Source organism: Nostoc sp. UIC 10890, from assembly GCF_054786515.1.
The window spans coordinates 6,481,864-6,504,497 of the sequence record NZ_JBSGKF010000001.1; the positions used below are offsets into that span (position 1 = coordinate 6,481,864).

Annotated in this window: 22 protein-coding genes; 8 read left to right on the forward strand and 14 right to left on the reverse strand. The window is 42.0% G+C overall.

The window, feature by feature from the left end; translation table 11 throughout:
• Window positions 1–81: 81 nt before the first annotated feature.
• The gene (gene hetR / locus ACWATR_RS26735) at window positions 82–981 is read right to left on the reverse strand and encodes a heterocyst differentiation master regulator HetR (protein ID WP_069071266.1); all 900 of its coding nucleotides are present in this window, start codon (window positions 979–981) and stop codon (window positions 82–84) included.
• Window positions 982–1,058: 77 nt separating this feature from the next.
• Here hetR and ACWATR_RS26740 point away from each other — a divergent pair, with 77 nt between their 5' ends.
• Both ACWATR_RS26740 and ACWATR_RS26745 read left to right on the forward strand, forming a co-directional pair.
• On the forward strand, window positions 1,059–1,337 hold the full coding sequence (locus tag ACWATR_RS26740) for a hypothetical protein (protein WP_460338955.1): 279 nt from the start codon (window positions 1,059–1,061) through the stop codon (window positions 1,335–1,337).
• A gap of 1,382 nt (window positions 1,338–2,719) precedes the next feature.
• Window positions 2,720–2,842, forward strand: coding sequence for a hypothetical protein (locus ACWATR_RS26745; RefSeq protein ID WP_460338957.1), 123 nt, complete (start codon window positions 2,720–2,722; stop codon window positions 2,840–2,842).
• On the opposite strand, the gene ACWATR_RS26750 is transcribed toward ACWATR_RS26745, so the two are convergent.
• From ACWATR_RS26750 to ACWATR_RS26775, 6 genes are all read right to left on the reverse strand, one after another.
• Window positions 2,839–5,244 carry an EamA family transporter gene (locus tag ACWATR_RS26750; RefSeq protein ID WP_460338959.1) on the reverse strand — a complete coding sequence of 802 codons (2,406 nt, stop codon included), beginning with the start codon at window positions 5,242–5,244 and terminating at the stop codon, window positions 2,839–2,841. The genes ACWATR_RS26745 and ACWATR_RS26750 overlap by 4 nt on opposite strands.
• A gap of 684 nt (window positions 5,245–5,928) precedes the next feature.
• Window positions 5,929–7,263 (reverse strand): inorganic phosphate transporter, encoded by a 1,335-nt coding sequence (locus tag ACWATR_RS26755; RefSeq protein ID WP_460338961.1) that lies wholly within the window; start codon window positions 7,261–7,263, stop codon window positions 5,929–5,931.
• 117 nt (window positions 7,264–7,380) lie between these two features.
• Window positions 7,381–8,427 (reverse strand): zinc-dependent dehydrogenase, encoded by a 1,047-nt coding sequence (locus tag ACWATR_RS26760; protein ID WP_460340700.1) that lies wholly within the window; start codon window positions 8,425–8,427, stop codon window positions 7,381–7,383.
• Between the two features lie 58 nt (window positions 8,428–8,485).
• Window positions 8,486–8,758, reverse strand: coding sequence for a hypothetical protein (locus ACWATR_RS26765; protein ID WP_460338963.1), 273 nt, complete (start codon window positions 8,756–8,758; stop codon window positions 8,486–8,488).
• Window positions 8,759–8,788: 30 nt separating this feature from the next.
• Entirely contained in the window at window positions 8,789–9,058 is a 270-nt protein-coding gene (locus tag ACWATR_RS26770; RefSeq protein WP_460338965.1) for a hypothetical protein, read from the reverse strand.
• 27 nt (window positions 9,059–9,085) lie between these two features.
• Window positions 9,086–9,508 (reverse strand): helix-turn-helix domain-containing protein, encoded by a 423-nt coding sequence (locus ACWATR_RS26775; RefSeq protein ID WP_460338967.1) that lies wholly within the window; start codon window positions 9,506–9,508, stop codon window positions 9,086–9,088.
• Between the two features lie 274 nt (window positions 9,509–9,782).
• Here ACWATR_RS26775 and ACWATR_RS26780 point away from each other — a divergent pair, with 274 nt between their 5' ends.
• Both ACWATR_RS26780 and patX read left to right on the forward strand, forming a co-directional pair.
• Window positions 9,783–11,552 carry an FAD-dependent oxidoreductase gene (locus tag ACWATR_RS26780; protein WP_460338969.1) on the forward strand — a complete coding sequence of 590 codons (1,770 nt, stop codon included), beginning with the start codon at window positions 9,783–9,785 and terminating at the stop codon, window positions 11,550–11,552.
• 107 nt (window positions 11,553–11,659) lie between these two features.
• The gene (gene patX / locus ACWATR_RS26785) at window positions 11,660–11,887 is read left to right on the forward strand and encodes a heterocyst-inhibiting protein PatX (RefSeq protein ID WP_069071274.1); all 228 of its coding nucleotides are present in this window, start codon (window positions 11,660–11,662) and stop codon (window positions 11,885–11,887) included.
• 781 nt (window positions 11,888–12,668) lie between these two features.
• Here patX and ACWATR_RS26790 read toward each other — a convergent pair.
• Window positions 12,669–13,727, reverse strand: coding sequence for a class I SAM-dependent methyltransferase (locus ACWATR_RS26790; protein WP_460338971.1), 1,059 nt, complete (start codon window positions 13,725–13,727; stop codon window positions 12,669–12,671).
• A 295-nt stretch (window positions 13,728–14,022) separates the two neighbouring features.
• On the opposite strand from ACWATR_RS26790, the gene gifA reads away from it, so the two are divergent.
• A complete protein-coding gene (gifA, locus tag ACWATR_RS26795) occupies window positions 14,023–14,223 on the forward strand; it encodes a glutamine synthetase inactivation factor IF7A (RefSeq protein WP_012411649.1) in 201 nt (66 codons plus the stop codon).
• 121 nt (window positions 14,224–14,344) lie between these two features.
• Here the strand turns inward: gifA and glnA are convergent, their stop codons facing one another.
• Complete coding sequence (glnA, locus tag ACWATR_RS26800; RefSeq protein ID WP_460338974.1) at window positions 14,345–15,766, reverse strand: type I glutamate--ammonia ligase; 1,422 nt, start codon at window positions 15,764–15,766, stop codon at window positions 14,345–14,347.
• Between the two features lie 357 nt (window positions 15,767–16,123).
• Between glnA and apcB the strand changes: the two genes are divergently transcribed.
• Window positions 16,124–16,633: an allophycocyanin subunit beta gene (gene apcB / locus ACWATR_RS26805; RefSeq protein ID WP_460338976.1), complete on the forward strand. Its 510-nt coding sequence runs from the start codon at window positions 16,124–16,126 to the stop codon at window positions 16,631–16,633.
• A gap of 371 nt (window positions 16,634–17,004) precedes the next feature.
• Here the strand turns inward: apcB and ACWATR_RS26810 are convergent, their stop codons facing one another.
• On the reverse strand, window positions 17,005–17,280 hold the full coding sequence (locus ACWATR_RS26810; RefSeq protein WP_460338978.1) for a hypothetical protein: 276 nt from the start codon (window positions 17,278–17,280) through the stop codon (window positions 17,005–17,007).
• Between the two features lie 189 nt (window positions 17,281–17,469).
• Between ACWATR_RS26810 and ACWATR_RS26815 the strand changes: the two genes are divergently transcribed.
• Both ACWATR_RS26815 and ACWATR_RS26820 read left to right on the forward strand, forming a co-directional pair.
• Window positions 17,470–17,916, forward strand: a complete 447-nt coding sequence (locus ACWATR_RS26815; protein WP_460338980.1) for a DUF29 family protein — start codon at window positions 17,470–17,472, stop codon at window positions 17,914–17,916.
• A 140-nt stretch (window positions 17,917–18,056) separates the two neighbouring features.
• Complete coding sequence (locus ACWATR_RS26820) at window positions 18,057–18,875, forward strand: TlyA family RNA methyltransferase (RefSeq protein ID WP_460338982.1); 819 nt, start codon at window positions 18,057–18,059, stop codon at window positions 18,873–18,875.
• Here the strand turns inward: ACWATR_RS26820 and ACWATR_RS26825 are convergent.
• The 4 genes from ACWATR_RS26825 to ACWATR_RS26840 all read right to left on the reverse strand — a co-directional run bounded on the left by ACWATR_RS26825 (window position 18,872) and on the right by ACWATR_RS26840 (window position 22,542).
• Window positions 18,872–19,129 (reverse strand): CP12 domain-containing protein, encoded by a 258-nt coding sequence (locus ACWATR_RS26825; RefSeq protein ID WP_460338984.1) that lies wholly within the window; start codon window positions 19,127–19,129, stop codon window positions 18,872–18,874. The two genes, ACWATR_RS26820 and ACWATR_RS26825, sit on opposite strands and share 4 nt — an antisense overlap.
• Before the next feature lie 320 nt (window positions 19,130–19,449).
• The gene (locus ACWATR_RS26830; protein ID WP_460338986.1) at window positions 19,450–20,805 is read right to left on the reverse strand and encodes a GTP-binding protein; all 1,356 of its coding nucleotides are present in this window, start codon (window positions 20,803–20,805) and stop codon (window positions 19,450–19,452) included.
• 129 nt (window positions 20,806–20,934) lie between these two features.
• Window positions 20,935–21,153, reverse strand: coding sequence for a hypothetical protein (locus tag ACWATR_RS26835; protein ID WP_460338988.1), 219 nt, complete (start codon window positions 21,151–21,153; stop codon window positions 20,935–20,937).
• A gap of 729 nt (window positions 21,154–21,882) precedes the next feature.
• Window positions 21,883–22,542, reverse strand: a complete 660-nt coding sequence (locus ACWATR_RS26840) for a carboxylesterase family protein (RefSeq protein ID WP_460338990.1) — start codon at window positions 22,540–22,542, stop codon at window positions 21,883–21,885.
• Between the last annotated feature and the right edge of the window lie 92 nt (window positions 22,543–22,634).

Consider the following 22,634-nt stretch of genomic DNA (forward strand, 5'->3'; position numbering starts at 1 on the left):
CACGGAGAGGAGTTGGAGAGAGTTTGGTCGAAGTCACGTTAATTGATCGCCTTTGGTAATTTGGAATTTTGCACAGTTGTACTAATCTTCTCTTTCGCCAAAAGCTGTCTGTAAAACCACTGCAATTCCTCCATCTTGGTGATATTTATCTGCCCAGGCACGAATAACTTCATCCAATTCTTCCATAGCTTGCTCCATTTTTTCTGGAAGAATATCAAGTTCTTCCAACAAGCGCATGGCATTTCGTCGCCGTTCTGCCCAATTTTTCATCATGCGGAAATACCGAGCAGTATCTTCTACCATGATGTAAGTACGTTCTTGGTCGTCTGCTGGGGCATAAAAAGGACGGGTAAGTGCGTAGAAGGGCATTCCCCAAGGAGAATCGATGCGGGTTACTGTTCCTGAATAGAGCAGACGGCGCTTGATATGCTCACCCAAAGCTTCACTCAAAGGCATTTGGTGTTCGGGTGGCAAGTCTTCTTGCGATCGCCTGTGCAAAAACTCAATCAAATCCAGAAACTCAAAAGAGCTAACTAACTGGGCATCTGGTAGATTACTGGGCAGTTTTTGCTCAATTTGTCTTTTTTCTTCACTTGTCAGACTGCTACCAGGAACGCGCGATCGCCCCGGTTGCCAAGGATATTTTTCTAGCCAGACATAAGGCAATTGAATCAAATAGCGAGGTTCTTGAGAACCCAACATTTTTAACAGTTTGCCTTCTGTTAGCGCCTGTCTGACCTCTTCTACAATAATTTTTACCCGTTTCGGCTCCAGGTGGTGCAAATGCCCTGTCATTCGCAGGTTTTGTCCCTGCTCTAGATAGGTCATGTAAATTGCACACTTTGCTGCTGTTGCGGCTGCGTCTAAAAATGCCCCATGCCTGTGCCCACTCGTCCGCATGGCACTAAAAGCCAGATAAAGCATGATCTGATCCATCGCACTGGGGTCAAGACGTTTGATCAGATCTATGTCGTTACTCATATTACAGACAATTGAATAGCACGTTTACAGAATTTTTAATCGAATGAAAATAGGTAGTATACACCTGGCTGAAGGCGATGTCTTCACTTCAGACTATATTAGTATGCGATAACTATGAGATCAGTGGTAGTCCAAACTACCATTTTCGCATATTTTATGGTACAAAAGCAGATTCGGTGGTTGTGATTATAACTGTCTCTGCATCTGACCAGAAAATTACATACATCACCAAGTTCAGCTTGACGGCGGTTAGATCCCAAAAGTCAAATGTGTTGCACGTAATCTACAAAGCTTTTCAGTTCTCTGAGGTTTTTCTCATCTTTCAAGAGCAACAACGTCAAGCTGCTTACGCCTAATTATGGCATTATGCCGACTCGGAGTAAAAACTAGTTTGCGCGGTTCATCTGGGATATCTGTTACTCGAAAAAGATGATTTTTTCAGCTTTGGCGAATTACTTTGTAGTACACAAGGTGACTAAAAATAATTGGGAGTGGTCTAAAAAGAAATCGCTTACCAGGTGTAGGTAGCCACATTTAGAGGTTGAGCCACACGGCTCGTTGTGAACTATTATCGCGTTCACAACCTCCAGTGATGTCTTGGCAGTATCAGCCTTTGGCTTAAGGAAAGATAGTAGACATTAAGTAGAGCAAATAATTCCAATTTCAAAATGCCTGTTGTGTTTTCAAATATTGTTCCTTATCATATCATTATTTTTTGCTTTTGGAATAAAATTATGTATTTTAAAGTTTATAAATGATGCGTATTTAAATATTTTATATTCTGCTTAAATCAAGGTTTGATGATATTTTTGTTTTGACTAATAAATCAAGTTTGTTTTATTCTTTTGTGTTGATGATTGGACACAGAAACCGCGATTTAGTCTGAATTAATCGCGTAGCCATAAGACTTTGTGGAGCTTGCTAATAACCAAAAAATTAGTGACTAGCCATACATATAATAAAACATATTGGATTCCATCTGATGATTATTTAGAGATTTTTTTTCAATGAATTTATATTTTTTTCATGAAAGAATTTTAAAATTTCATGAATTAACTAATTCATTGGCTAGTTTCAAGTATGTTTTTACCTCGCTGTTTTATGTATTTGAGAGACTTAAATTACGTAGATACTTTGTTGCTATAAAAGGAGGATACTCTGTAGCAGGCTATGATCTAAGCTTCTTGATATGGGCATCTGGGCGATACTTGCGGCGGGCTACGTCTACGCAGACCAAATTGACGTTTTCCAGATTGCCAGAAATAAAGATACTATCTCACTAAACACAAGAGCATGGAAATAAGGAATTTTGAATTTGGCGTTACTCGCAGAGGTTTTCGTAGAATAAAGGTATTAGCTGTTTCACTGGCGATCGCTCCATCTCCATATATTCGTGTCGTTACAATAGTCTCCCACGCTTAAAAAACTGATTACTCTAAACACTTCTGCTACTTTCTTTATCTCCTAGTTCCAAAACGTACTGCAATGGTCTTAAATCTTTGCCAATCTCTTCTCTGAGCCAGTACTCGTACTCAATTGCTGGAGTCAGTACTACTCATGCTGCTTATATATACGTGTTTTCCCTACCTGTATCAGGCTAAATCCCTAAAAATATATTACAAGTCAAGTTATTCTGATTACTGCTCCCTCGTCTATGAAGTCTTATATCCACCTATACAACAGTCCTAAATCATTCGTAAAAACTTAAATCCCCAACTTCTTTGAGAAGTCGGGGATCTTGTTTGTCACAGATGATTTAGAGAAGTTAGGAGTGGGCGTATTAGCGTTAGGATTTATGCTGAGAGGGATGGGAGGTACAGTCGCTCCCATCACACCTAAACTGATTGAACTCGCCATTTAATTCGTGGGATTAGAGGGTTTAACCTGATTTCGCATTGTTTCAAAGCTGAAAGCAGCCGCACCAAAAGTTACTAACAACACTCCCAGAATTTGCACAATCTCCAAATTCTCTTGAATGATTAACCCAGCGAAAATCACCGTTAAAACTGGGATAGTACCACCAATGAGCGCCGCTCGCGAGCCACCTAGTTTACTAATACCAACATTGTTGAGCAAATAGCCGCCTAGAGTCAGCACACCCAAAATAAACGCGCTTAAAACCAGTTCTAGCATCTTAGAACTGTCAACTACCAAGTTCCAAAAAGGTAGCATCAAGCAGATAAAGCTCAACAACAACATGGTAGCGAAGTTAATTAAAGTAAAAGTCACGGGATGCAGTTTGCTAGCACAAACCCTTGTCAGAATTATGTAAGCCGCAAAAGCCACGCCCGAAAGCAGGGCGGTGCTACTTCCCGTTGAAGTATTACCCATAGCTATGGCGGGAGAGCCTCCCAAAACTAGCAATTCACCGCAGCAAATCGCGGCGATCGCACCAATGCGGAATATTGTAGGGCGATCGCGAAATAGAAACCACGACAATAAACCACTAACCATCGGATAGATAAAGAACAGTGCGATCGCCATTCCAGTTGTGACTTGAGCGATCGCAATGTAAATTAGCACCTGAGACAAAAACAAAAAGCAGCCACTCACAATCGATAACACCAAAATCTGCTTGGTAGCTGCATTAGTAGGTGTGGGATTTCCTCGGACTGAAGCGGCCAAGTTTTCCAAGTCTTGCCACAGTCTTGGATGCAATATAGGAGATAACAGTAGCATCAGTGGTACTACTACCATAAACCGTAGCGTCAAAATTAACAGAGTATTGCCCAAAGTCGGTGGTAGCAACTGTTCTACTTCTAATACTCCAAAAATCTGGGAACCTTGGTGGAAAATTATCTTGATGGCTACGTTGTAAAGCGACGATACCACTGCTGATAAAACAATCAACAAGAAACCAATTTGAAGCGGCGATAAACCGGAGGAATTACGCGATCGCGATTGTGGGGGTTTTGCTTCCGGCTGTGGTTCTAGCGCAGTGGTTGATGGGGATTGAGCTTTGTTCTGTGATACATCCTTGCGGAGGACAGAAATTGGTTCAGTAGTATTTAGCCTTAGAGAAGGGCGCTTCATTCTCGGCTGTGACACAGGTGCAGCAGGAGGTTCTGATGTCGTTTCGTTTTCCGCTAAGTTCTGATTCAGGACAGAAGTTGGTTCGGTGACATTATCCTTTGGTGGCGGAACGACAGCAGCAGGAGGTTCTGATGTCGTTTCGTTTTCCGACAAATCTTTGCTGGGGACAGAAATTGGATTCGCGGCGTTTTCTCTAACAACAGTCGCCTCTGATGTTGTTTCCCTTTGGGACAAATCTTTGCTGGGAATAGAAATTGGGTTCGCGGCGTTTTCTCTAACAACAGTCGGCTCTGGTGTTGTTTCCCTTTGTGACAAATCCTTGCTGGGAATAGAAATTGGGTTCGCGGCGTTTTCTCTAAAAATCGTCGGCTCTGGTGTTGTTTCCCTTTGCGACAAATCCTTGCTGGGAATAGAAATTGGGTTCGCGGCGGTTTCTCTAACAACCGTCGCCTCTGATGTCGTTTCCCTTTCTAAAAATTTATTCTGGATCGGGGAAATTGGCTCAGGGGAATTTCTTACTACTTCGCTAGATGGTGGCTGGGATGTCTGAAAAGAACTGTTTTTTTCTGGCTCCGTAAACTGCAAAACAGTAGGTATACCTGATGTTGCTGGTTTACGTGAAGTTTCTTCTATAGTTTTTTCTAGTTCTCCATGCAGGCGATTAACAAATTCCGTCAAAATCGTTTCGCCTTGCTGCTGCTGGCTGTACATCCGTGACAACTGCTGGGAAAGATTACTTTGATAGTTTTTTAGCTCTTGTTGCAGCGAGTTAAAGGTAACAGTAACGGTATCATCCAGACTGTCAAACATGTGTTCGACTTTTTCATTGATTTCACCTACTACATTGCTGCTCACTTCAGCAGACTTCAGCGCAGCTTGTTCGTAAGATTTGCCCTCTATGTTTTGGTTAGCTAAAGTTGCCAGAGAGGATTGCAGTTGTGAAGATATATGTTTTGCCAGAACTTCTGCTAGCTGACGAATTAACACTTGCTGCTCAGTGATTTGGCGCACTTGTTGTAAATGCTCTTTTTCTTCTACCAAGCTTTGAATCTCATCAGATAACCGATTTTTTTCTGACTGAAGCCGCTTTACGTCTTCCTGCAAGGCTCTGAGAACATTCTGCTGAAGATTTTCTAAGTCTTCAACTACAGCCCAAAGCGCATTTTCCGCTGCTCTGGATAGTTCGCCTCTGACTCTCGGATTTTCTGGTTGCTTCTCGAATCGCCCCATTAGCTTCTAACCTCTAACACCTTGACGATAAAGCTGCTTCCGGTACACTTTATTGGCGGTCATCCTAATTTCCTGTATTTTGTCAGATAAATTAAAAATTTTAACAGCACTTCCGCATTTCAACGTAATTCTGTCATACTAGACACAGGTTGGCAAAGTATCAAGTTTGCTCCACGGCTTACTACACCGTATTCTCTTCAGCATTTACAAGTATTTATCCATTCGATTTTGGATTTTAGGTTTTAGATTTTGGAATATCACCACTACTGGAAGTCCCTTGAACTAAGACTTTTTTTATTTTTGGTCAGTTCAATTTTCATCAATATATTTGCCAATGAGATTTTTACTTTGAAATAAATCTCACTCCAAATAAATATTTATTGTTTTGCTGCCAATAATAATTGTCAAAGACTTGCAGATGCGTGCGCGATCGCCAAAAAATTTTCTGACTTGCGAAACTAGCTGTAAATTTGTGTGGAATGTAACTTGTGTGACAGTTTATATCTCTAAATGGAGATTAAAGTATCCTTCTGTGGAAATTCAAAGTTACGCTATCCCCTGCACAACATTCTAAATGAATGAGCAGCAATTCTGCAAAAACACGCTTTTTTGGCGTTGTTGCAGTCTAGGTTTTACTTTGAATAAATGCAGTAGAGGAAAAAGTTAGGAAAATATTAATAATTCTTAGAAGAATAAAATCCGGGCGATGCTAAAAATGGCAGCGCTAAGAACAGCACTCACGGGGATTGTAATTAGCCATGCGGCGGCAATGCCTTTTAGTGTTTGAAACTTAATCGACTTGATATTTTGTACTAGTCCAATACCAACTACACCACCGACGAGAGCGTGGGAAGTTGAGGCTGGTAAACCTAGCCGGGAGGCGATGAGAATGGTGGTAGCAGTCGCAAGTTCGGCACAAAATCCACTACTAGGTTGCAAGGCAATGATGTTTTCGCCAATGGTGGCGATAACTTTTTTACCCCAGACAGCTAAACCACCAACAATACCAACACCACCAAGAATTAAAATCCAAAGGGGGATAGTGATACCATCTATAGGTACGCTACCAGTGCGATTGATGTAAACGATCGCAGCTAAAGGAGCGATCGCATTTCCCACATCATTAGAACCATGAGCAAAGGCTACGAAGCAAGCACTTAGTAGTTGGAATCGTCCGAATAATTTTTCTACGGGATTGGGGACTGGGGATTGGGGATTGGGGATTGGGGATTGGGGATTGGGGACTGGGGATTGGGGATTGGGGATTGGGGACTGGGAAGTGAGAAACACTTCTTGCGTCTCTTTTAACTGTCGCCAACTAATTATTGTGAGTCCAACTGCTGCTGCTGCACCGGTTAACAGTGGGATATCGTAAGCAGGGATGTTGAAACCAACTTGCTCAATTACAAAATTGGTGAGCGGTTCTGTCAGGGATGGTAATACAATCACGCCGAATATACCTAGCAGTGCAGTACTCAACCAGGGAATCCATTCTTGTAACTGGACTACTTGATTAGGTTGATCCAAAATCCAGTGCTTGATTTGACTATAAAATAAAGCAGCGATCGCACCACTAATTAATGGTGTCAAAATCCAGCCAATGGTGATGAAGCCAATTGATGACCAGTCAATTGCACCTGCTCCCAAAGCTACCCAACTAAATCCTGCGATCGCACCAACAACTGCATGAGAAGATGAGACTGGTAAACCGCGTGATGTCGCAATTTGCAACCACACACCACACGAAATTAGTACCGTTACCATTCCAGCAACTAATATTTGGGGTGTAGCTGCGAATAAGGCGGGATTAGCAATTTTCGTTGCGAGAGTTTCTGTTACCCCATGTCCAAACAACACAGCACCCGTAAACTCTAAAACCCCAGCAATGATTATCGCTTGTTTGAGCGTAACAGCTTTGGAACCTACAGAGGTTCCCATTGCGTTAGCAACATCGTTTGCTCCGAGATTCCAGGCAACGTAGAAAGCTAGTAGAGCTACGAGAGGTAAGGTAATAAGCATGTTGTGGGGACAAAGGGAGAATAGGAGAGTTCGGTTAAGGTAAGAGACGCGATAAATCACCGTCTCTACAAAGGCTGATTATTGTAGAGACGGCGATTTATTCCGTCTTTGTTCTGATTACGGATAAATTAAGATTTTATAAGTATCCGGTGTTGGTGCGATCGCTTGCTCCACCGCTGCTGATAAATCTTTTAATGGATAGCGATCGCTAATCAACGCTTGTACGTCAATTCGCTGATTAAATACAATATCAGCTGATAAATTCTGAAGCCGATAAGATGAGCTATAACTGCCTATCAAGTCAATTTCCCGACGGTAGAGGATATTAGGATTGATGGGAATTTCGACTTCATCAGGGAATTCGGCGAAAAACAAGATTTTGCCACCTTTGCGGGTACTCTCAAGTGCTTGAAAGAAAGCTTTTTCACTAGGAACAGCCAACAAGGTAACATCAACACCTAGTCCACCAGTTAAGGCAGAGATTTTGGCTGGTAAATCGGGATCACGAGCATCAAAAGCCGCCTCTGCACCGACATTCAAAGCTTTTTCAATTCTAGAGGGTAGTAAATCGGTAGCGATCGCTTTTCCTCCAAAATACTTCACTAACATAATGAACATTAATCCAATTGGCCCAGCACCAGTAACTAACACAGTTTGTCCTGGAGCAATTTGGGCTTTTTTCACAGCCTTCAAGCAGCAATTAGTTGGTTCTACAAAACTCGCTTCTTCAAAACTGATATTATCCGGGATGGGAATCAACCCACCATTTTCGACAATATGTCCGGGAACTTTGACATAATCAGCGAAACCGCCACCACTGGCATTAAAACCTGCGGTTGTGGATATGTTTTTGTAAACATCACACATAGAGAAATTATCATTTAGGCAGTAGGTGCAACGCATACAAGGGATGTGGTGCATTACCGCTACCCGTTGTCCAACTTGCCAACCTTTGACATTATTGCCTAGTGCTGCGATCGTGCCGGCAGTTTCATGTCCAAAAATGCGCGGCGGTTCATATAGCGGATAACGAATTTTTTTAATATCTGACTGACACAATCCAACAACCCGCACCTGTACCAGCACTTCATCTGGTTCTAGGGTTGGAACTGGGATATCTTCGTAAGAGAGTTGATTGACGCCTCTAAATACCTGTGCTTTCACGTTGGTTTTTCCCCGCTCAACGATACTAGATGTAACATTAGCAGTCAACGTTAGGCTATCAGGTTTGGGATTTAATATTGCTTGTAAATTTTGGTACTTCTCTACTGAGTAATTCTAGAAGCTCAAAAAAACTTATGGGTGGCTTTTTGAGACTTTGAGACTGTAGCTTTAATATTTCAATCAGTTGTTGAGGATAGAGATTATATAATTCAGTTAAAAACTCATCTGGAGATTTGGCTTCGATTTGCCAAGGTGCTAAATCCTGATCTTGAAAATGCTTCAGGTTTGAGGTGACAATTATATTAGCCTTCGCTACCACCGCAGCAGCCAAAACATGGCGTAGACGCGAAGCGGCTTGTCGTCAGACATCGCCAGGGTGATTTGTCATTAATTGAACAATACTATCAGTAACTACGATTAGTGCTGCGGGAAAAGCTTCTTTAATTCTTGCTTCCAGTCTCATCGCTTGGGTAGTTGTAAGTCTACCTGTATTAACTAGATTACGAGTTGCACCATCAAGTATTTCTTGCGACCAATGGGGCACATATAATCCAGCCTCAGAAACACACAACAGGGTATCTCGTAAGTACATAGGGAACAGTACACAAGAATCTAGCACAGCACGATACATAATACTCAGTAAATAATCGAGAATACCCTACTCATAAAATCCTAACTCTTGGCTTTCGGCTATTAATTCATCTAGCAACTGTCTACGTTTAATATCCCTTTGCTGTTTATATTTTCTTAAATCCTCAAATTTCACCCGTCTATGAGTTCCTACCATCATGTAAGGAAGCTCACCCTGCTCTAATAATTTAATCAGATAGGGACGTGATACATTCAACAAATCAGCCGCTTGTTGTGTTGTTAGTTCTGGATTATGTGTAACTATAGATACATTTTTACCTGATGCCATTGCCTGCACTACTTGACGTAGCACACGACTTACAGAATCAGGAATAGTCATTTCTTCGCCATTTCCCACTACTAATTTCAGTTGTTCCTGATTGAGTATGTGTTCAAATTGCTTTATAGCCTCTGCTTCGGCTTCTGTAAGCATACTAGAATCAGTAGGCATTTGGTTAGATAGGAAGGTATTCATAAAGAGGGTTAGCTTGGTATTTTATTTTGATTGTATTACATAAACGAAATAAACGAAATAAAAATCAAGCGCCTGTCTATATTCCAGGGGTAAAAAATAATTGATCTAATCTTGTGGTGCGAACAATATGCTCACTTGTATCCGTGAGATGTCAAAGAAGAAAGTTCTTTGTGTCTTTCTCTAGCAACGGATATTAAAAATACCTTGTCTGATGTAGCCTAACTGGGTACATTCCAACGAGGTGAAGAAAATGCTCAATCAGACATACATAGCTGATGTCTTAGTTGTCGGTGGGGGAACCGGAGGGACTGCGGCTGCTATCCAAGCGGCGCGACGGGGAGCCAAAACCATTTTGGTGAGTGAATTTCCTTGGTTGGGGGGAATGCTCACTTCAGCTGGAGTGTCTGTACCAGATGGAAATGAATTAGAAGCCTTTCAAACGGGGTTATGGGGTGCGTTTTTGCAGGAATTGCGACAACGACAGCCTGGAGGATTAGATAACAGTTGGGTAAGCTTTTTCAGTTACGATCCCCGAATTGGAGCAGAGATTTTTGCAGATTGGGTGCATGAATTACCTAATCTGCACTGGATTTCTGGACAAGTGCCAATAGATATCTTCCGCCAAGGTGATTCGATTACTGGTGTGCGCTTCGCTGATTTTGTTGTCACAGCCAAGATTATTCTCGACGCTACAGAATTAGGAGATTTATTACCTTTAGCTGACATACCTTACCGTTGGGGCTGGGAATTGCGATCGCAGTGGGAAGAACCCAGCGCCCCAGTGACTTTTAACTCTTTAACCCAGAAATATCCTGTGCAAGCGCCCACTTATGTAGTGATTATGCAAGACTTTGGTGAAGCGATTGCACCAGAAATTCCGGCTGCACCTAACTATAATCCATCACTGTTTACAGGTGCTTGGGATGGCTATGGGGCAGAGACATTTTTGAATTATGGACGCTTACCTGGCGATCGCTTCATGATTAATTGGCCAATCTGTGGCAATGACTACGGCCAAGGAGTAGGGCGGCTGATAGAGTCAGATGTATCCAGAGATGAATTCATCCAGGAATCTCGCTGGCACAGCCAAAATTTTGCCCATTTTATCCAAAATCAGCTTGGTCGTCGCTATGGTTTAGCAGAAAAAGTATTTCCTCATGCCTCTACAGCTTTTGCATTGCATCCCTATTACCGGGAAAGTCGCCGCCTAGTGGGGCTAACTACTGTCCGAGAACAGGATATTTTGCCGATCACAGGAGGGAGAGTTGCATCTATATTTAATGATGCAATCGCAGTTGGTAACTACGCCAATGACCATCATTATCCTGGCGTTCAATTTCCACTGCAACCAAAATCTATCCGTTGGGGGGGACGCTGGACTGGGACTCCCTTTACAATTCCCTACAGTTGTCTTATTCCAGCCACCACAGATGGTTTTTTGGTATGTGAAAAGAATATTTCCGTCTCCCACATTGCCAATGGCGCCACCAGATTACAACCTGTGGTTATGGGCATTGGTCAAGCAGCAGGGATGGCGGCGGCAATTTGTGTTGAGTTACACTGCCAGCCGAGGGATTTACCTATCAGGGAACTACAAACAGCCTTATTGGAAGATAATCGCTCAAAAACAGCAATTATTCCTTTCTTTAATCTTCCACCCAATCGTTCGGATTGGCTGCACTGGCAACTGTATTACTTAAATAACCCACAAACCTATCCAGCTAGTGGTTATTGCCCTTTCCCATCGGGGAATGAGTACCCTGACTCTGCTTTTGACAAGGCATCAATTCGGGAAAGTAACTGTTTCAAAGGTATTTTTTCCTGCTTGGATCAACAGGAATACAGATTTACTGTCACAGCACCAGCCGCATATCAAGGGCAAAATTGGCAGCTTGTGACTTTGCGATCGCATATCGACGAGCAATTACGCGCTTATCCCCACGAACAATTAGTTACATTGTGGGGCCGTCATAATCACTCTGGTAATTGGTTATTAGTCGAACATTTAAACGGAGGATAAGAAGAGTTTATTTTCAGTAAAACAGAATACTTTTTGATTAATTGTCCGGATATTCATTAAAAAGCTAAGTATCAGTGAAGTGGAGAGTTCCAAAATAGACATCTGCTATGCGTGCTGCCATTTCACTTTTAGTATCGAGTCTGGTGTTCGGCCCCTTAGCTTCTAACTGCCAAGCAATGGTCAATCACTTATCAACAGCGCTGCCTTCCACGCCTACTTCGGAACAGTGGCTCTCGGCGGCATCTGAACAAAATCCAGATGATGCGCCACGTCATCGCGGTAGTGGGCGTAGAGAAGTGACACAAAAATTCCGAAATATCTATGCTGTGGTTTAACTACTGTAGGGTAATACCTTTTTTATTAAAGGAACAAAATTACCAGAAAACAGGATGTTGTGCTAACATCTTTTACACAGCTTTTCTGACAGAGATATATACAGTTGACACACGAAAATCTTCAGCGATCGCTTAGTATTTCAACTGCAAGCTTTGTATATATAGTTGGCATCAATCCTGCCGATCAAAACGCAAATCAAATTCAGTGCCTTGATCAACAGCATTACCAACTCCTCAAAAGCTACACAACTGTTGCTCATATTCTTGGGAAGCTCTGCATCTCAATCCTCAACTGTTCTAGAAATAGATGTTATTTAGGCTATCAATTAATCTAAAGCACATCTAATTCAGACATTTTGCTTGTTGAGGAAACAGTCTTAAGGCAACTTCACTTTATTCCCCAATAGGTTTTCTTCTTAATATATTGCCTAGCTGGTTATCTATATCAGCAAGTAATTGATCTCTGCTCCGACGCCTGTTTAGCGTCCTTTGCCGAAGCATAAAATCTATTTACTTTCATCTGATCTGAACTAGCGCATTGATTTGCACAAGTAATATAAGTTTATTGCACTTGGCAACAAATCTTACTATTCCTGACCTACTCTTGCACTCCGGTTCGTTCTCCCCGCAGATAGCTCCCAACAAAATAAATATTAAGAAGGATCTGCTAGATCATCTTAGTCATTTTAATTATTCTACACCCAAGGCCAGATGCAAAATTTTGCATCTGGCCTTTTTAGATGAATTTTACTTAAAGAAAAGGGAATAAAGAGGTTTTATCTCAAGCTGGCTTATGAGCAATGAAATACTTGCTCATAAAATGGACTTGCATCTCAATATTCCCAAAGCCGACTCTCTGTAAACGTTCTATCAAGTTATCAGTGGTGTAATGCTCGTAATAGGGTTCATGGAAAGTTTCGGGGAAAGAATCCATCATATATTCCAACTCAGGTGAATCACTCAACTGAATTGAGTCACAGATAATAAAGACTCCACCTGGTTTTGTTACCCGAAAGCATTGTTCAATGACTGTCTGACGTACAGATGCTGGTAACTCATGAAAGAGAAAAACAGAAGTTACAGCATGAAAATAGTTATCTAGATAGGGTAACTCTTCAGCATTCGCTTGTAAAAGTTGTGGCAATTCTCCCGGAATTTGGGATAGTAGTTCATTTGCTTTCCGCAAATAAGCTGGTGACAAATCTGTACCAAACAGCGAAGCTTGAGGCAGTGCTGCCCGAATCAACTTCATAGTCCGTCCAGTTCCACAAGCTACATCCAAAATACGGACTTGCTTTGGTGAAACCGACTCAAAAGCTTTCAGTCCTTCCTTGAGAGGAGCAAGAATTCGCCGCCGCATCGGATCAGCTGCCCCACCAAAAAGAATTTCCACTTGTAAGTCATATAAATTGGCTGACAAGTCACTCAAATAGCCATTGCTTTGGTGATGAAAGTTCTGCACATAGTAGCTGGGATAACTATCTGTATCAATTTCGGGCGAAAAATCTTGGTAATTCTGTTGTTTAACTCGTTCCCAGATTTGAGGAAAATCTAGCCATACCAAAGGATAGTAGCGGAAAAAGTCATCCCAAGGGTTGTCAAACAATAAGCTTTCGGGGTAGACACCCTTTTGAGCATCTTGCCAGTCTGTTTCGAGTACCTGGTTCAATCTCTGTTGAAGTTTTAATAAAAGTTCATTTGGGATGGGTTTGGTCTTTTCTTCAAGTGTCGGATACACCAGGTTCCTCAATCGTGAACTTAATATTTTGTGAGCCAGACCAAAGTAATTTTTGCTCTGCTGAAAGGTCTGATAAGTCAGCTTAGTTAAACTGTCAGGCATAAAAATAGCTCAAGTTTTGATGACTTAACTTTTATGTAAATAATTGTAACGAATAAATTACCTACTGTTGGGAAGGTAAAAGTTACCACGTTAGACAAAATTAAAACTCGATATTTTAGTCATCGAAGCTGGATTGAGTGAGGTTTACCCGGCTTTTGGGAAAAAATACCTAATATTGTGGACAAAGACAAATATAAATTTTTGTAAAAAGTAGCCTATGTTACAGAATTTTTGTTATATTAGTTATGTGAAGGAACAAAAATTATATATTCACAAAATAGAAAGGAGTATGGTTATGTCTATCGCAGATAAATCTCGTGCATTAATGGTGCGTGAACATCAACAAGTCAAGAATCGCCAACAATCAATGCTGATGCGGGCAGCACAAGAACTTGGTCTTCCTGAAGAAGTATCTCACTACTGGAACCCGATTCAAGGGAAGGTAGATGCTAGTAGTAGAATGATTTATGGCCCCAGCCACGCTTCCATGAGCTAAGTTTCAGGAATTCTAAGCTGGATTTTTTGAGTAAATGTCTCAACTGACAAGTCTGAAAAAAAGCCACCCTTTACTTTAGGGTGGCAAAACTTATTACTTTTTAGTTAGATACGACTCTTAATTAAGCATCGTAGTAGAGGTAAAACTCGTAGGGATGAGGACGTAGCTGTAACTGCTTGGCTTCGTTAAGCTTGTAGTCAATCCAATTTTCGATAAAGTCTTCCGTGAATACGCCTGATTCTGTCAAGAAGCCGTGATCGTTTTCTAGCGCTTGCAATGCCAGTTCTAAAGAACTTGGAGTTGAGGGAACCTTTGCAAGCTCCTCTGGAGAGAGTTCATAGATATTTTTATCTAAGGGTTCACCAGGATGGATTTTGTTCTTGATGCCATCGATACCAGCACAAAGCATTGCAGCAAATGCCAAGTAGGGGTTAGATGTAGCATCTGGACAACGGAATTCCAAACGTTTTGCTTTGGGGTTCTTACCAGATAGAGGAATACGGATAGAAGCAGAACGGTTTCCTTCGGAGTAAGCCAAGTTAACAGGAGCTTCATAGCCAGGCACTAAGCGCTTGTATGAGTTGGTACTAGGATTGGTAATTGCCAACAGTGCTGGTGCGTGTTTGAGAAGACCACCAATGTAGTACAACGCCATATCGCTCAAACCAGCATACTTATCACCTGCAAACAGAGGTTGTCCGTCTTTCCAGATGGACTGGTGACAGTGCATTCCCGAACCGTTATCGCCAAAAATCGGTTTTGGCATGAAGGTGACGGTTTTGCCGTATTTCTTGGCAACGTTCTTGATGACATATTTGTAAATCATCAACCAGTCAGCCGCTTCGATCAACTTCCCAAAGCGGAAACCTAGTTCGCACTGACCACCAGTGGCTACTTCGTGGTGATGCTTTTCAATGGGCACACCTAATTCTGCCATTGTCAACAGCATTTCTGTACGGATATCTTGGAAAGAATCCGTTGGTGCAACTGGGAAGTAACCTTCTTTGAAGCGTGGTTTGTAACCCAAGTTGGGTTTTGCATCTGTACCAGCTTTACCGGAATTCCAAGCACCTTCTTCGGAGTCTAAGAAGTAATAACCTTCGTTAGCAGTTTGGGCAAACCTAGCACTATCAAAGATAAAGAACTCAGCTTCAGGGCCAAAGAAGGCTGTATCACCAAGACCACTGGAAACCAGGTAATCTATTGCTTTTTGGGCAATAACGCGTGGGCAACGGTTGTAAGGTTCACCCGTGCGGGGGTCTTTAATACTACAAATTATACTTAGTGTTGGGACTTCCATAAATGGGTCGATCCAAGCAGTGTTGGGGTCGAGTACCATCGTCATGTCCGATTCATTGATCGCTTTCCAACCCCGAATGCTGGAACCGTCAAAAGCTACGCCATCAGTGAATGCAGTCTCATCGATTTGGTTTTGGTACAGTGTGAGGTGCTGCCAAGTCCCTACTGTATCGATGAATTTGAGATCAATCAGCTGAATTTTTTCATCTTGAATTTTTTTCAAGAGTTCTTGTGGTGTTGTCATTGTTACTCCTTCTCTACCAATTTCCTAAAGTCAACCAGAATCTTACATTGCATCCTAACCCTGCTGATCTCAATCAGGCCGTGACACACCAGAAATATCTTAAATACTAGACATTAGCTGATTTTGTAGCTTGTACTACAGATATCTGGATTATCAGGTTATATTAACCTTTCAGCGATCATCTGTACAAAACTGGAAAGTTCATCATATAGGGGTCAACTTTGACATAAAATCCTTATGTAGTGGATAGATCGTTTTTGTGCCGAATCTATTTTTAATAGCACAAAAATTTACTGGTGCATAAGTGCAGCCAAATAAATATCAAACCATAAATAGCAATGATTGGGAGAAGAAGGAATGCGCGATGCGGTAACAAGTTTAATTAAGAATTATGACTTAGCTGGTCGGTATTTTGACCGGAATGCGATCGATAGCCTGAAGTCTTACTTTGATAGTGGTACAGCACGAGTACAAGCGGCGGCGGCGATAAATACTAATGCGGCTGCACTTGTCAAGCAAGCTGGTTTGAAGTTATATGAAGAACTGCCAGAATTGATTCGTCCTGGTGGAAATTCTTATACAACTCGTCGTTATGCGGCTTGTCTGCGGGATTTAGACTACTACTTGCGCTACGCTACCTATGCGTTGGTTGCTGGAAATACAAATGTGTTGGATGAGCGTGTGCTACAAGGGCTGCGAGAAACTTATAATTCTCTAGGAGTGCCTATTGGGCCTACTGTTCGCGGTATCCAGATTCTCAAGGATCTGATTAAGGAGCAAGTAGCAGCAGCAGGTGTGGTTAATACTGCTTTTGTAGATGAACCATTTGATCACATCACACGCGAGTTGAGCGAGATAGATATTTAGATTTTAAGTGGGCAAGGTGTCTGCCCCACAAGAATTATAAATAGCGATCGCACTTTTGTCTGTGTTGGGAAAAGAGCGATCGCTTTTTTGTGAACCCTCCCAGGCGTTGAAAAGGGCGTTCCCAAGCGGGTTTACGAAGGTATATTTTCTGAACGCTTTGGTCAGCTAATTCTTCATAGTATTCATAGTATAGGAATAAACCTAATTGTCTTTGACGAGCAACTAGAAAGGATTATCAGATGGATAAGCTAGCTCGGTATCGTGAAATTATTCGAATAATACATTGAGTTGCGATCGTCGCTCTCAACCGCTTATTTGCTCATTATGTAGAACGATAATTGGCTCGTAGTCAGCATTCACACTTCCAATAATCATTTTGTTTTGTGGATGCGACCAGCCCCGAACCGACGGACATAGCGAGAGCCAACACGCACAAACCAGATTTGTGCATCTGGGTAGCGAGTTTCAAGACGCTTCGAGGCATTGATTTCATCAGTATCGATTTCCCAGCCACCTGTCTCGATGTCGATTGCAACAATTTTGCCATAATTATTTGCTTCGACTTGTGGGCGCACTTGAGAGTCGTAGATTTCATCACCGCGACGAGCAAATTCTTCTTTGCTGTAACGAGGTTGTCGTAATGGCATAATAAATCTTTCGTAGTCTTGGACGACTGGTTAGGAAAAAAATCCTCTAGCGTTTATTGTAAGCTGGATAGTTGAATGAGACTGGCTAAGGAATGCGATCGCTCCTAGATGAAATGCATTAGCCTATCTTATCTGGACTAGAACCGCTATGAGCCACAATAGAAGTTGCCGATGTTTGAGGCGCTGATTATGGAAGAATTATTAACTCTGAAAGACTTGCTTGTTAAGGGCGATGTTCAAGGAGCATTGATTATAGTTGAAGAATTAGAGGAAATGAGCCGAAATGACATAATCAAGACGATTCGTCGCTATGCAGTGATTTTGCTGTTGCATTTGATTAAACAACAAGCTGAAAATCGCACTACTCGCTCTTGGGAAGTCTCAATTCGGAATTCGGTTCGGGAAATTCAGCGGGAAAACAAGCGGCGCAAAGCTGGAGGCTATTATCTCGCGCCAGAAGAATTATTAGAAACCTTAGCAGAAGCCTATTTAAATGCCATTGATGAGGCTTCCTTAGAAGTAGAAGAAGGTCGTTATGAAGCCCAAGAATTAGAAAAGCTGGTTAACCGAGAAGAAATTATCAATCGTGCTTTGACTTTAATCTTACCAGGAGAGTCTAGTTATATTAATTCGTAATTCGTAATGACGCTCCTCCGTCGCTACCGCTACGCTAACGTAATTCGTAATTAAGATATAGTTAAAAGGCTGGATAGAGACAGTTTCTAGTAAAATATCTTGTCATTAAATCAATATATTCTTTACGAATTTGGTACCAATTGGCTAAACAGCGACTCGATACACTATTAGTAGAATTAAATTTATGTTCTTCTCGCGCCTTAGCACAGCGGTTAATTCAGGCGGGGGAAGTTACTGTTAATCAGCAGTTAGTTGATAAACCTGGTACTGAAGTTGATATTGCAGCTCAAATAAATATTAAAGAGCGATCGCCTTTTGTTTCTAGAGGCGGTGAAAAACTCTCTAAAGCTTTGTCAGTATTTGCCATTCCCGTAGCAGAGCGGATTTGTTTAGATGGTGGAATTTCTACTGGTGGTTTTACTGATTGTCTCTTACAAGCTGGAGCAAAACAAGTTTACGGTATTGATGTCGGTTACGGGCAAGTTGACTGGCGATTGCGAAATGATCCGCGGGTGATTTTGCGGGAACGCACCAATTTACGGCAACTACGACCGGATGAGTTATATGGTGAGGATGACTTGGTTCCTGATTTGGCGGTGGTGGATGTATCCTTTATTTCTTTAACTAAGATTCTGCCTGCTTTGTGGCAACTAACTCAAGCTAACCGAGAAGCTGTATTGTTAGTCAAGCCACAATTTGAAGTCGGCAGATCCCGTGTGGGTAAAAAAGGCGTTGTGCGCGATCCAAATGACCAAGCTGATGCCATTTTCCAGGTGTTGCAAGCAGCCCACGAATTAGGATGGAAATACAAAGGCTTAACTTGGTCGCCGATCACTGGCCCAGCTGGGAATATCGAATATCTTTTGTGGTTGGGAATGGAAAGTGAAACACCACCACCTGATTTAGAGGCAATTAAGCAAATAACGCAATCAGCAACAACTGATTTACGGAAAAGTTAAAGGTCGTAGATTAGGCACTCTACGGAAGCTGGATGGCGATCGCAGTAATTTTCCAAAGAGGTTTTCTTTGATTTTGCTTGCTGTTGATCGGCTTTTTCAGCTTGTAATTCTTCCACAATGTCCCAGGCTACGGCACAACCAGCAGAATCACTACCATCTAGCTCACAAGTTGTCCGGGCTTCGGTAATGGCTTCAGTAATGGCTTCTTCAAGATTTGCCGCCCCAGCAGTTTCAAATTTTAGGGTAGTTGTCATGATAATTTCACCTTTAATTTACACAGAGAAATATTAGAGGATAGGGGACAATACTGCTCGGTTAAGGATTTTTAACTCGGAATTGGGTTTGGGGTAAAGGTTAAAGGGTAAAGGTTAAAGGTTTTTTCTTTCCCCTTTCCCCTTCCCCTTTTCCCCTTAACCGACAAGTATTGGGATAGGGGATAGTTTCTATTTCCTATAACCTGTCCCCTTAATCTTGCATCCCAAATTAGGAATGTCAGTCAATTGTCAGAAGAGTTTGATAGAAGTTGATAAACACTTATAAACGGTAACAAATGCTTAATAATTCTTATTCATTCTCAATACTTTATGCCTAACTCTTGTCGCAAGCGATACAGAATTGTATTTTGGTCAACTTGAGAGAGAATTTCTTGAATGACGCTGCTAGCGCCTAACTGTCCCCAAGTGCAGCCTTTTTCGAGGTACACCTGAGCGGCTTTGCCAACGGAATATGCGCCATAACCGGCAATACCAGCTTGAGCGATCGCACTACCAGCAAAAGCAGTAATATTGGTGGGATTGTCACCACTGGTGATTGCAGCAGTACTTTTACCTAAACCTAAAAGAAAACTGCTACCTAATTCCCCCAGTAGCAAGCCACCAGAACTAAATAAAATCGTTTTTAAAATTTTCCCAGCTTCATAGCTAGTCATTGGTAAACCATACAATCTAGCTAGAGCGCGAATTAAAGCTAAATCGGCAACAGTTCCGCCAAGGATGTCTAAGAAGGCGATGGGATTTAAAGCCACTGCCAAAGCTTTGTATTTGGTAAATTGCCAAATGATTTCTTCGGCTTCTTGTTCGCGTAAGTCGATGGTTTTTTGAGCGATCGCGGCTTCTGCATCCCGTGCTTGGATAAGTGCATTCAACGCGAGAAGCGATCGCCCTTCCCGATTCAGAATGTTCAAAATTGTCTCTTTGAGTTCCTCTACTTGCGGTGGTGGTGTCTCCCATTCATAACTGACACGACCATCAGGCCACTCAACCCGGACTTCCATTGCTGCTGGTTCCGCCGCCACCATCACAATTTCATCAGGTAGTAGAGGCTTCGCTTGAGGATTCCCCGCACCCAGTTGTTGCAAATTTTGGTAAATTGCTCCCTGATCTGTGTCTGGATAAAGGTCTATTTTGTTAAACACTAAAATCAAAGGTTTTTGTGATTTACGCAATTCCAGCAGTGCTTGATACTCAGTGCGTGTGATGTCACCAGACACGACAAACAAAATCAAATCCGCCTGATGTACTACTTCACGTGCCATATCTGCCCGTGACTCACCCTCAATTTCGTCTAATCCGGGGGTATCAATTAACTCTACAATTACCTTACCACCGGGCTGCCAACGGACGGAACGCGGCCATTGAGTGACACCGTTTAGAGGCCCAGTTTGCAGAATCTTGTCTCCCAGCAAGGCATTTAAAACTGCTGACTTTCCCCGACTCACCAAACCAAAGACGGCAATTCTAATGACGTTAGAATCCAGTTTGTTGAGTGTGGTGTTCAAAGTTTCCAATTCTGGTTTCAGCAAACCTACCAATTCTGGGTTAGATGATAACTGTCCTGACTTACGAAGATATCCATACCAAGACAGCGCTTGTCTAAGACTGGCGCGGGCACGATTTAAGTGAGTTTCTTGCAGATTACGATAAATCGACATAATATCAATACTTTCAGCCTTCACTCTCTCTTAAACGCTCAAATAATACTCTAACAACTCTGGACACTAAGATATAAAAAGTCCCCGCTTTTAGGATGTCGGGGACTAACTAACAAGGCTAACTAGGATTTAGAGCATTCCCAGGATCTCTAGTGCTGTATCCAGATGCCATTTAACTCGATACAGTCCAAATAGCTTCTCTTGACTGTACCGCGCTGGGTACTCTAACTTTCTTCCTTCCATCGTCTCTGAATGGAGATTGCATTCAGAACATGGGACTGTGTTCATTATCCCAACACTTGCGATCGCGCCAGTTTCTCCCCGTATATTCACATTCAGATGCATCATCTATCCAAGGAATCGATGTAGAGTGGTACGAGTTTCCAATGGGAGCGAATAAGCTAGCAGTGAATAAGGGCAATAATAAGGATAAAGTTATTAATGTACAAATCGGTAGAGTGATTAAATATCCAGTGATCAGGAAAATGTTACTTTGAGTCCAAAAAAGTGTACCTTTTTTATTATTTTTTTTGCGAGTTTTTAAGCTGGTTGTTGAATTCGAGAAAAGCATAATGCAACCCTATTAATGCCAGTTTATATAGCGATCCCATTTGATTTGTCAAAGCCAAGCTAACCGAGAGATAGCCGGATCAGGTTTTGGCTCTCAGTATATTTAGCAAAAATCAAATAGGAATCCTATATGACTACGGATTTTTACGTAAGAACATTATTGAAGCTATATACTCTGATGTCAAAGGTACAAGTAACGACTTCTTAAAACTTTTAATTTTTGGGTGCTAAAAAATATTTTTCATGAAAATATCTTGAAGTTGTGCCAATATTCTTTCCGTAAATCTTGGCAAATTCAACTCACAGCCTTTTGCCATCAATGCAGCAAAAATACTGTTATAACGTCGGATTATTGTATATCTGTATCTGATACCAAAATTTGGTTAGCAAAATTTTGCGTAATGCTGGCAATCCTAAATTTATTTATGGGGATTACCTCCTGCCTCCTTAAGGGCGGCAGTTGCAGTCAATAAAGAATTAGGTGTATTTCAGCAGAGAAAAATATCTTTAACCTACAGCCTGCTGCCGTGGTTGCTGTAAAAACCAGTCATAAAGTTCTGGATTGTTATATGTCTGCGTCCACGAGTCATGATTGGCTTCCGGGTAAACTGTAAATTTTACATTCCCATTCCGGGCTTTGAGTGCAGAAACCATGATTTCAGACTCGCTTAAGGGGACGACATTATCCTTTGCTCCGTGAAATGCCCACACGGGAAGATTTTTCAACTTACGTGCTGCTTGTGGGTTACCACCGCCACAGATGGGTGCGATCGCAGCAAATCTTTCGGGCTGCGCTGCTGCTAAATGCCATGTTCCATAACCACCCATGCTTAAGCCGGTCAAGTAAACCCGATCTGGATCAACAGGATAGGATGAGATCACCTCATCTAAAAGGGCGCTCAATCTTTCTACATTCCAATGTTCACCGCGCGGACATTGGGGAGAAATGACAATAAAGGGAAAATCCGACTGCTTCTCGACAATCTGGGCAACGCCTTGCTTTTTCACGTCATCTAAGTCAGAACCTCGTTCACCCGCACCGTGTAAAAATAGGATTGTTGGTAAAAGTGGCTGTTGTGTTTCGTTGCGTAGGCGTAGCCCATCAGGTAAGAATAGCAGGTAGTTGTAGCTGTCGCTGGAAGTAACTTGCTGTTGTATTGAGGGCATAAGATTCATAAATATTGTTAGTTCAACTGTCTGCAAACAACAATTGTATAACTTGATCGCTGTGTAGCTTCTCGTTGACTCTTAACCAATCG

Coding starts and splice junctions, on each gene's coding strand:
- hetR (WP_069071266.1), bottom strand. CDS start 981: ATGAGTAACGACATAGATCTGATCAAACGTCTTGACCCCAGTGCGATG.
- ACWATR_RS26840 (WP_460338990.1), bottom strand. CDS start 22,542: ATGCCCTCAATACAACAGCAAGTTACTTCCAGCGACAGCTACAACTAC.
- ACWATR_RS26750 (WP_460338959.1), bottom strand. CDS start 5,244: ATGGGGCGATTCGAGAAGCAACCAGAAAATCCGAGAGTCAGAGGCGAA.
- ACWATR_RS26770 (WP_460338965.1), bottom strand. CDS start 9,058: ATGTATCGTGCTGTGCTAGATTCTTGTGTACTGTTCCCTATGTACTTA.
- patX (WP_069071274.1), top strand. CDS start 11,660: ATGCGTGCTGCCATTTCACTTTTAGTATCGAGTCTGGTGTTCGGCCCC.
- ACWATR_RS26780 (WP_460338969.1), top strand. CDS start 9,783: ATGCTCAATCAGACATACATAGCTGATGTCTTAGTTGTCGGTGGGGGA.
- ACWATR_RS26740 (WP_460338955.1), top strand. CDS start 1,059: ATGTCTTCACTTCAGACTATATTAGTATGCGATAACTATGAGATCAGT.
- ACWATR_RS26775 (WP_460338967.1), bottom strand. CDS start 9,508: ATGCCTACTGATTCTAGTATGCTTACAGAAGCCGAAGCAGAGGCTATA.
- glnA (WP_460338974.1), bottom strand. CDS start 15,766: ATGACAACACCACAAGAACTCTTGAAAAAAATTCAAGATGAAAAAATT.
- ACWATR_RS26810 (WP_460338978.1), bottom strand. CDS start 17,280: ATGCCATTACGACAACCTCGTTACAGCAAAGAAGAATTTGCTCGTCGC.
- ACWATR_RS26815 (WP_460338980.1), top strand. CDS start 17,470: ATGGAAGAATTATTAACTCTGAAAGACTTGCTTGTTAAGGGCGATGTT.
- ACWATR_RS26790 (WP_460338971.1), bottom strand. CDS start 13,727: ATGCCTGACAGTTTAACTAAGCTGACTTATCAGACCTTTCAGCAGAGC.
- apcB (WP_460338976.1), top strand. CDS start 16,124: ATGCGCGATGCGGTAACAAGTTTAATTAAGAATTATGACTTAGCTGGT.
- ACWATR_RS26755 (WP_460338961.1), bottom strand. CDS start 7,263: ATGCTTATTACCTTACCTCTCGTAGCTCTACTAGCTTTCTACGTTGCC.
- ACWATR_RS26830 (WP_460338986.1), bottom strand. CDS start 20,805: ATGTCGATTTATCGTAATCTGCAAGAAACTCACTTAAATCGTGCCCGC.
- ACWATR_RS26835 (WP_460338988.1), bottom strand. CDS start 21,153: ATGATGCATCTGAATGTGAATATACGGGGAGAAACTGGCGCGATCGCA.
- gifA (WP_012411649.1), top strand. CDS start 14,023: ATGTCTATCGCAGATAAATCTCGTGCATTAATGGTGCGTGAACATCAA.
- ACWATR_RS26825 (WP_460338984.1), bottom strand. CDS start 19,129: ATGACAACTACCCTAAAATTTGAAACTGCTGGGGCGGCAAATCTTGAA.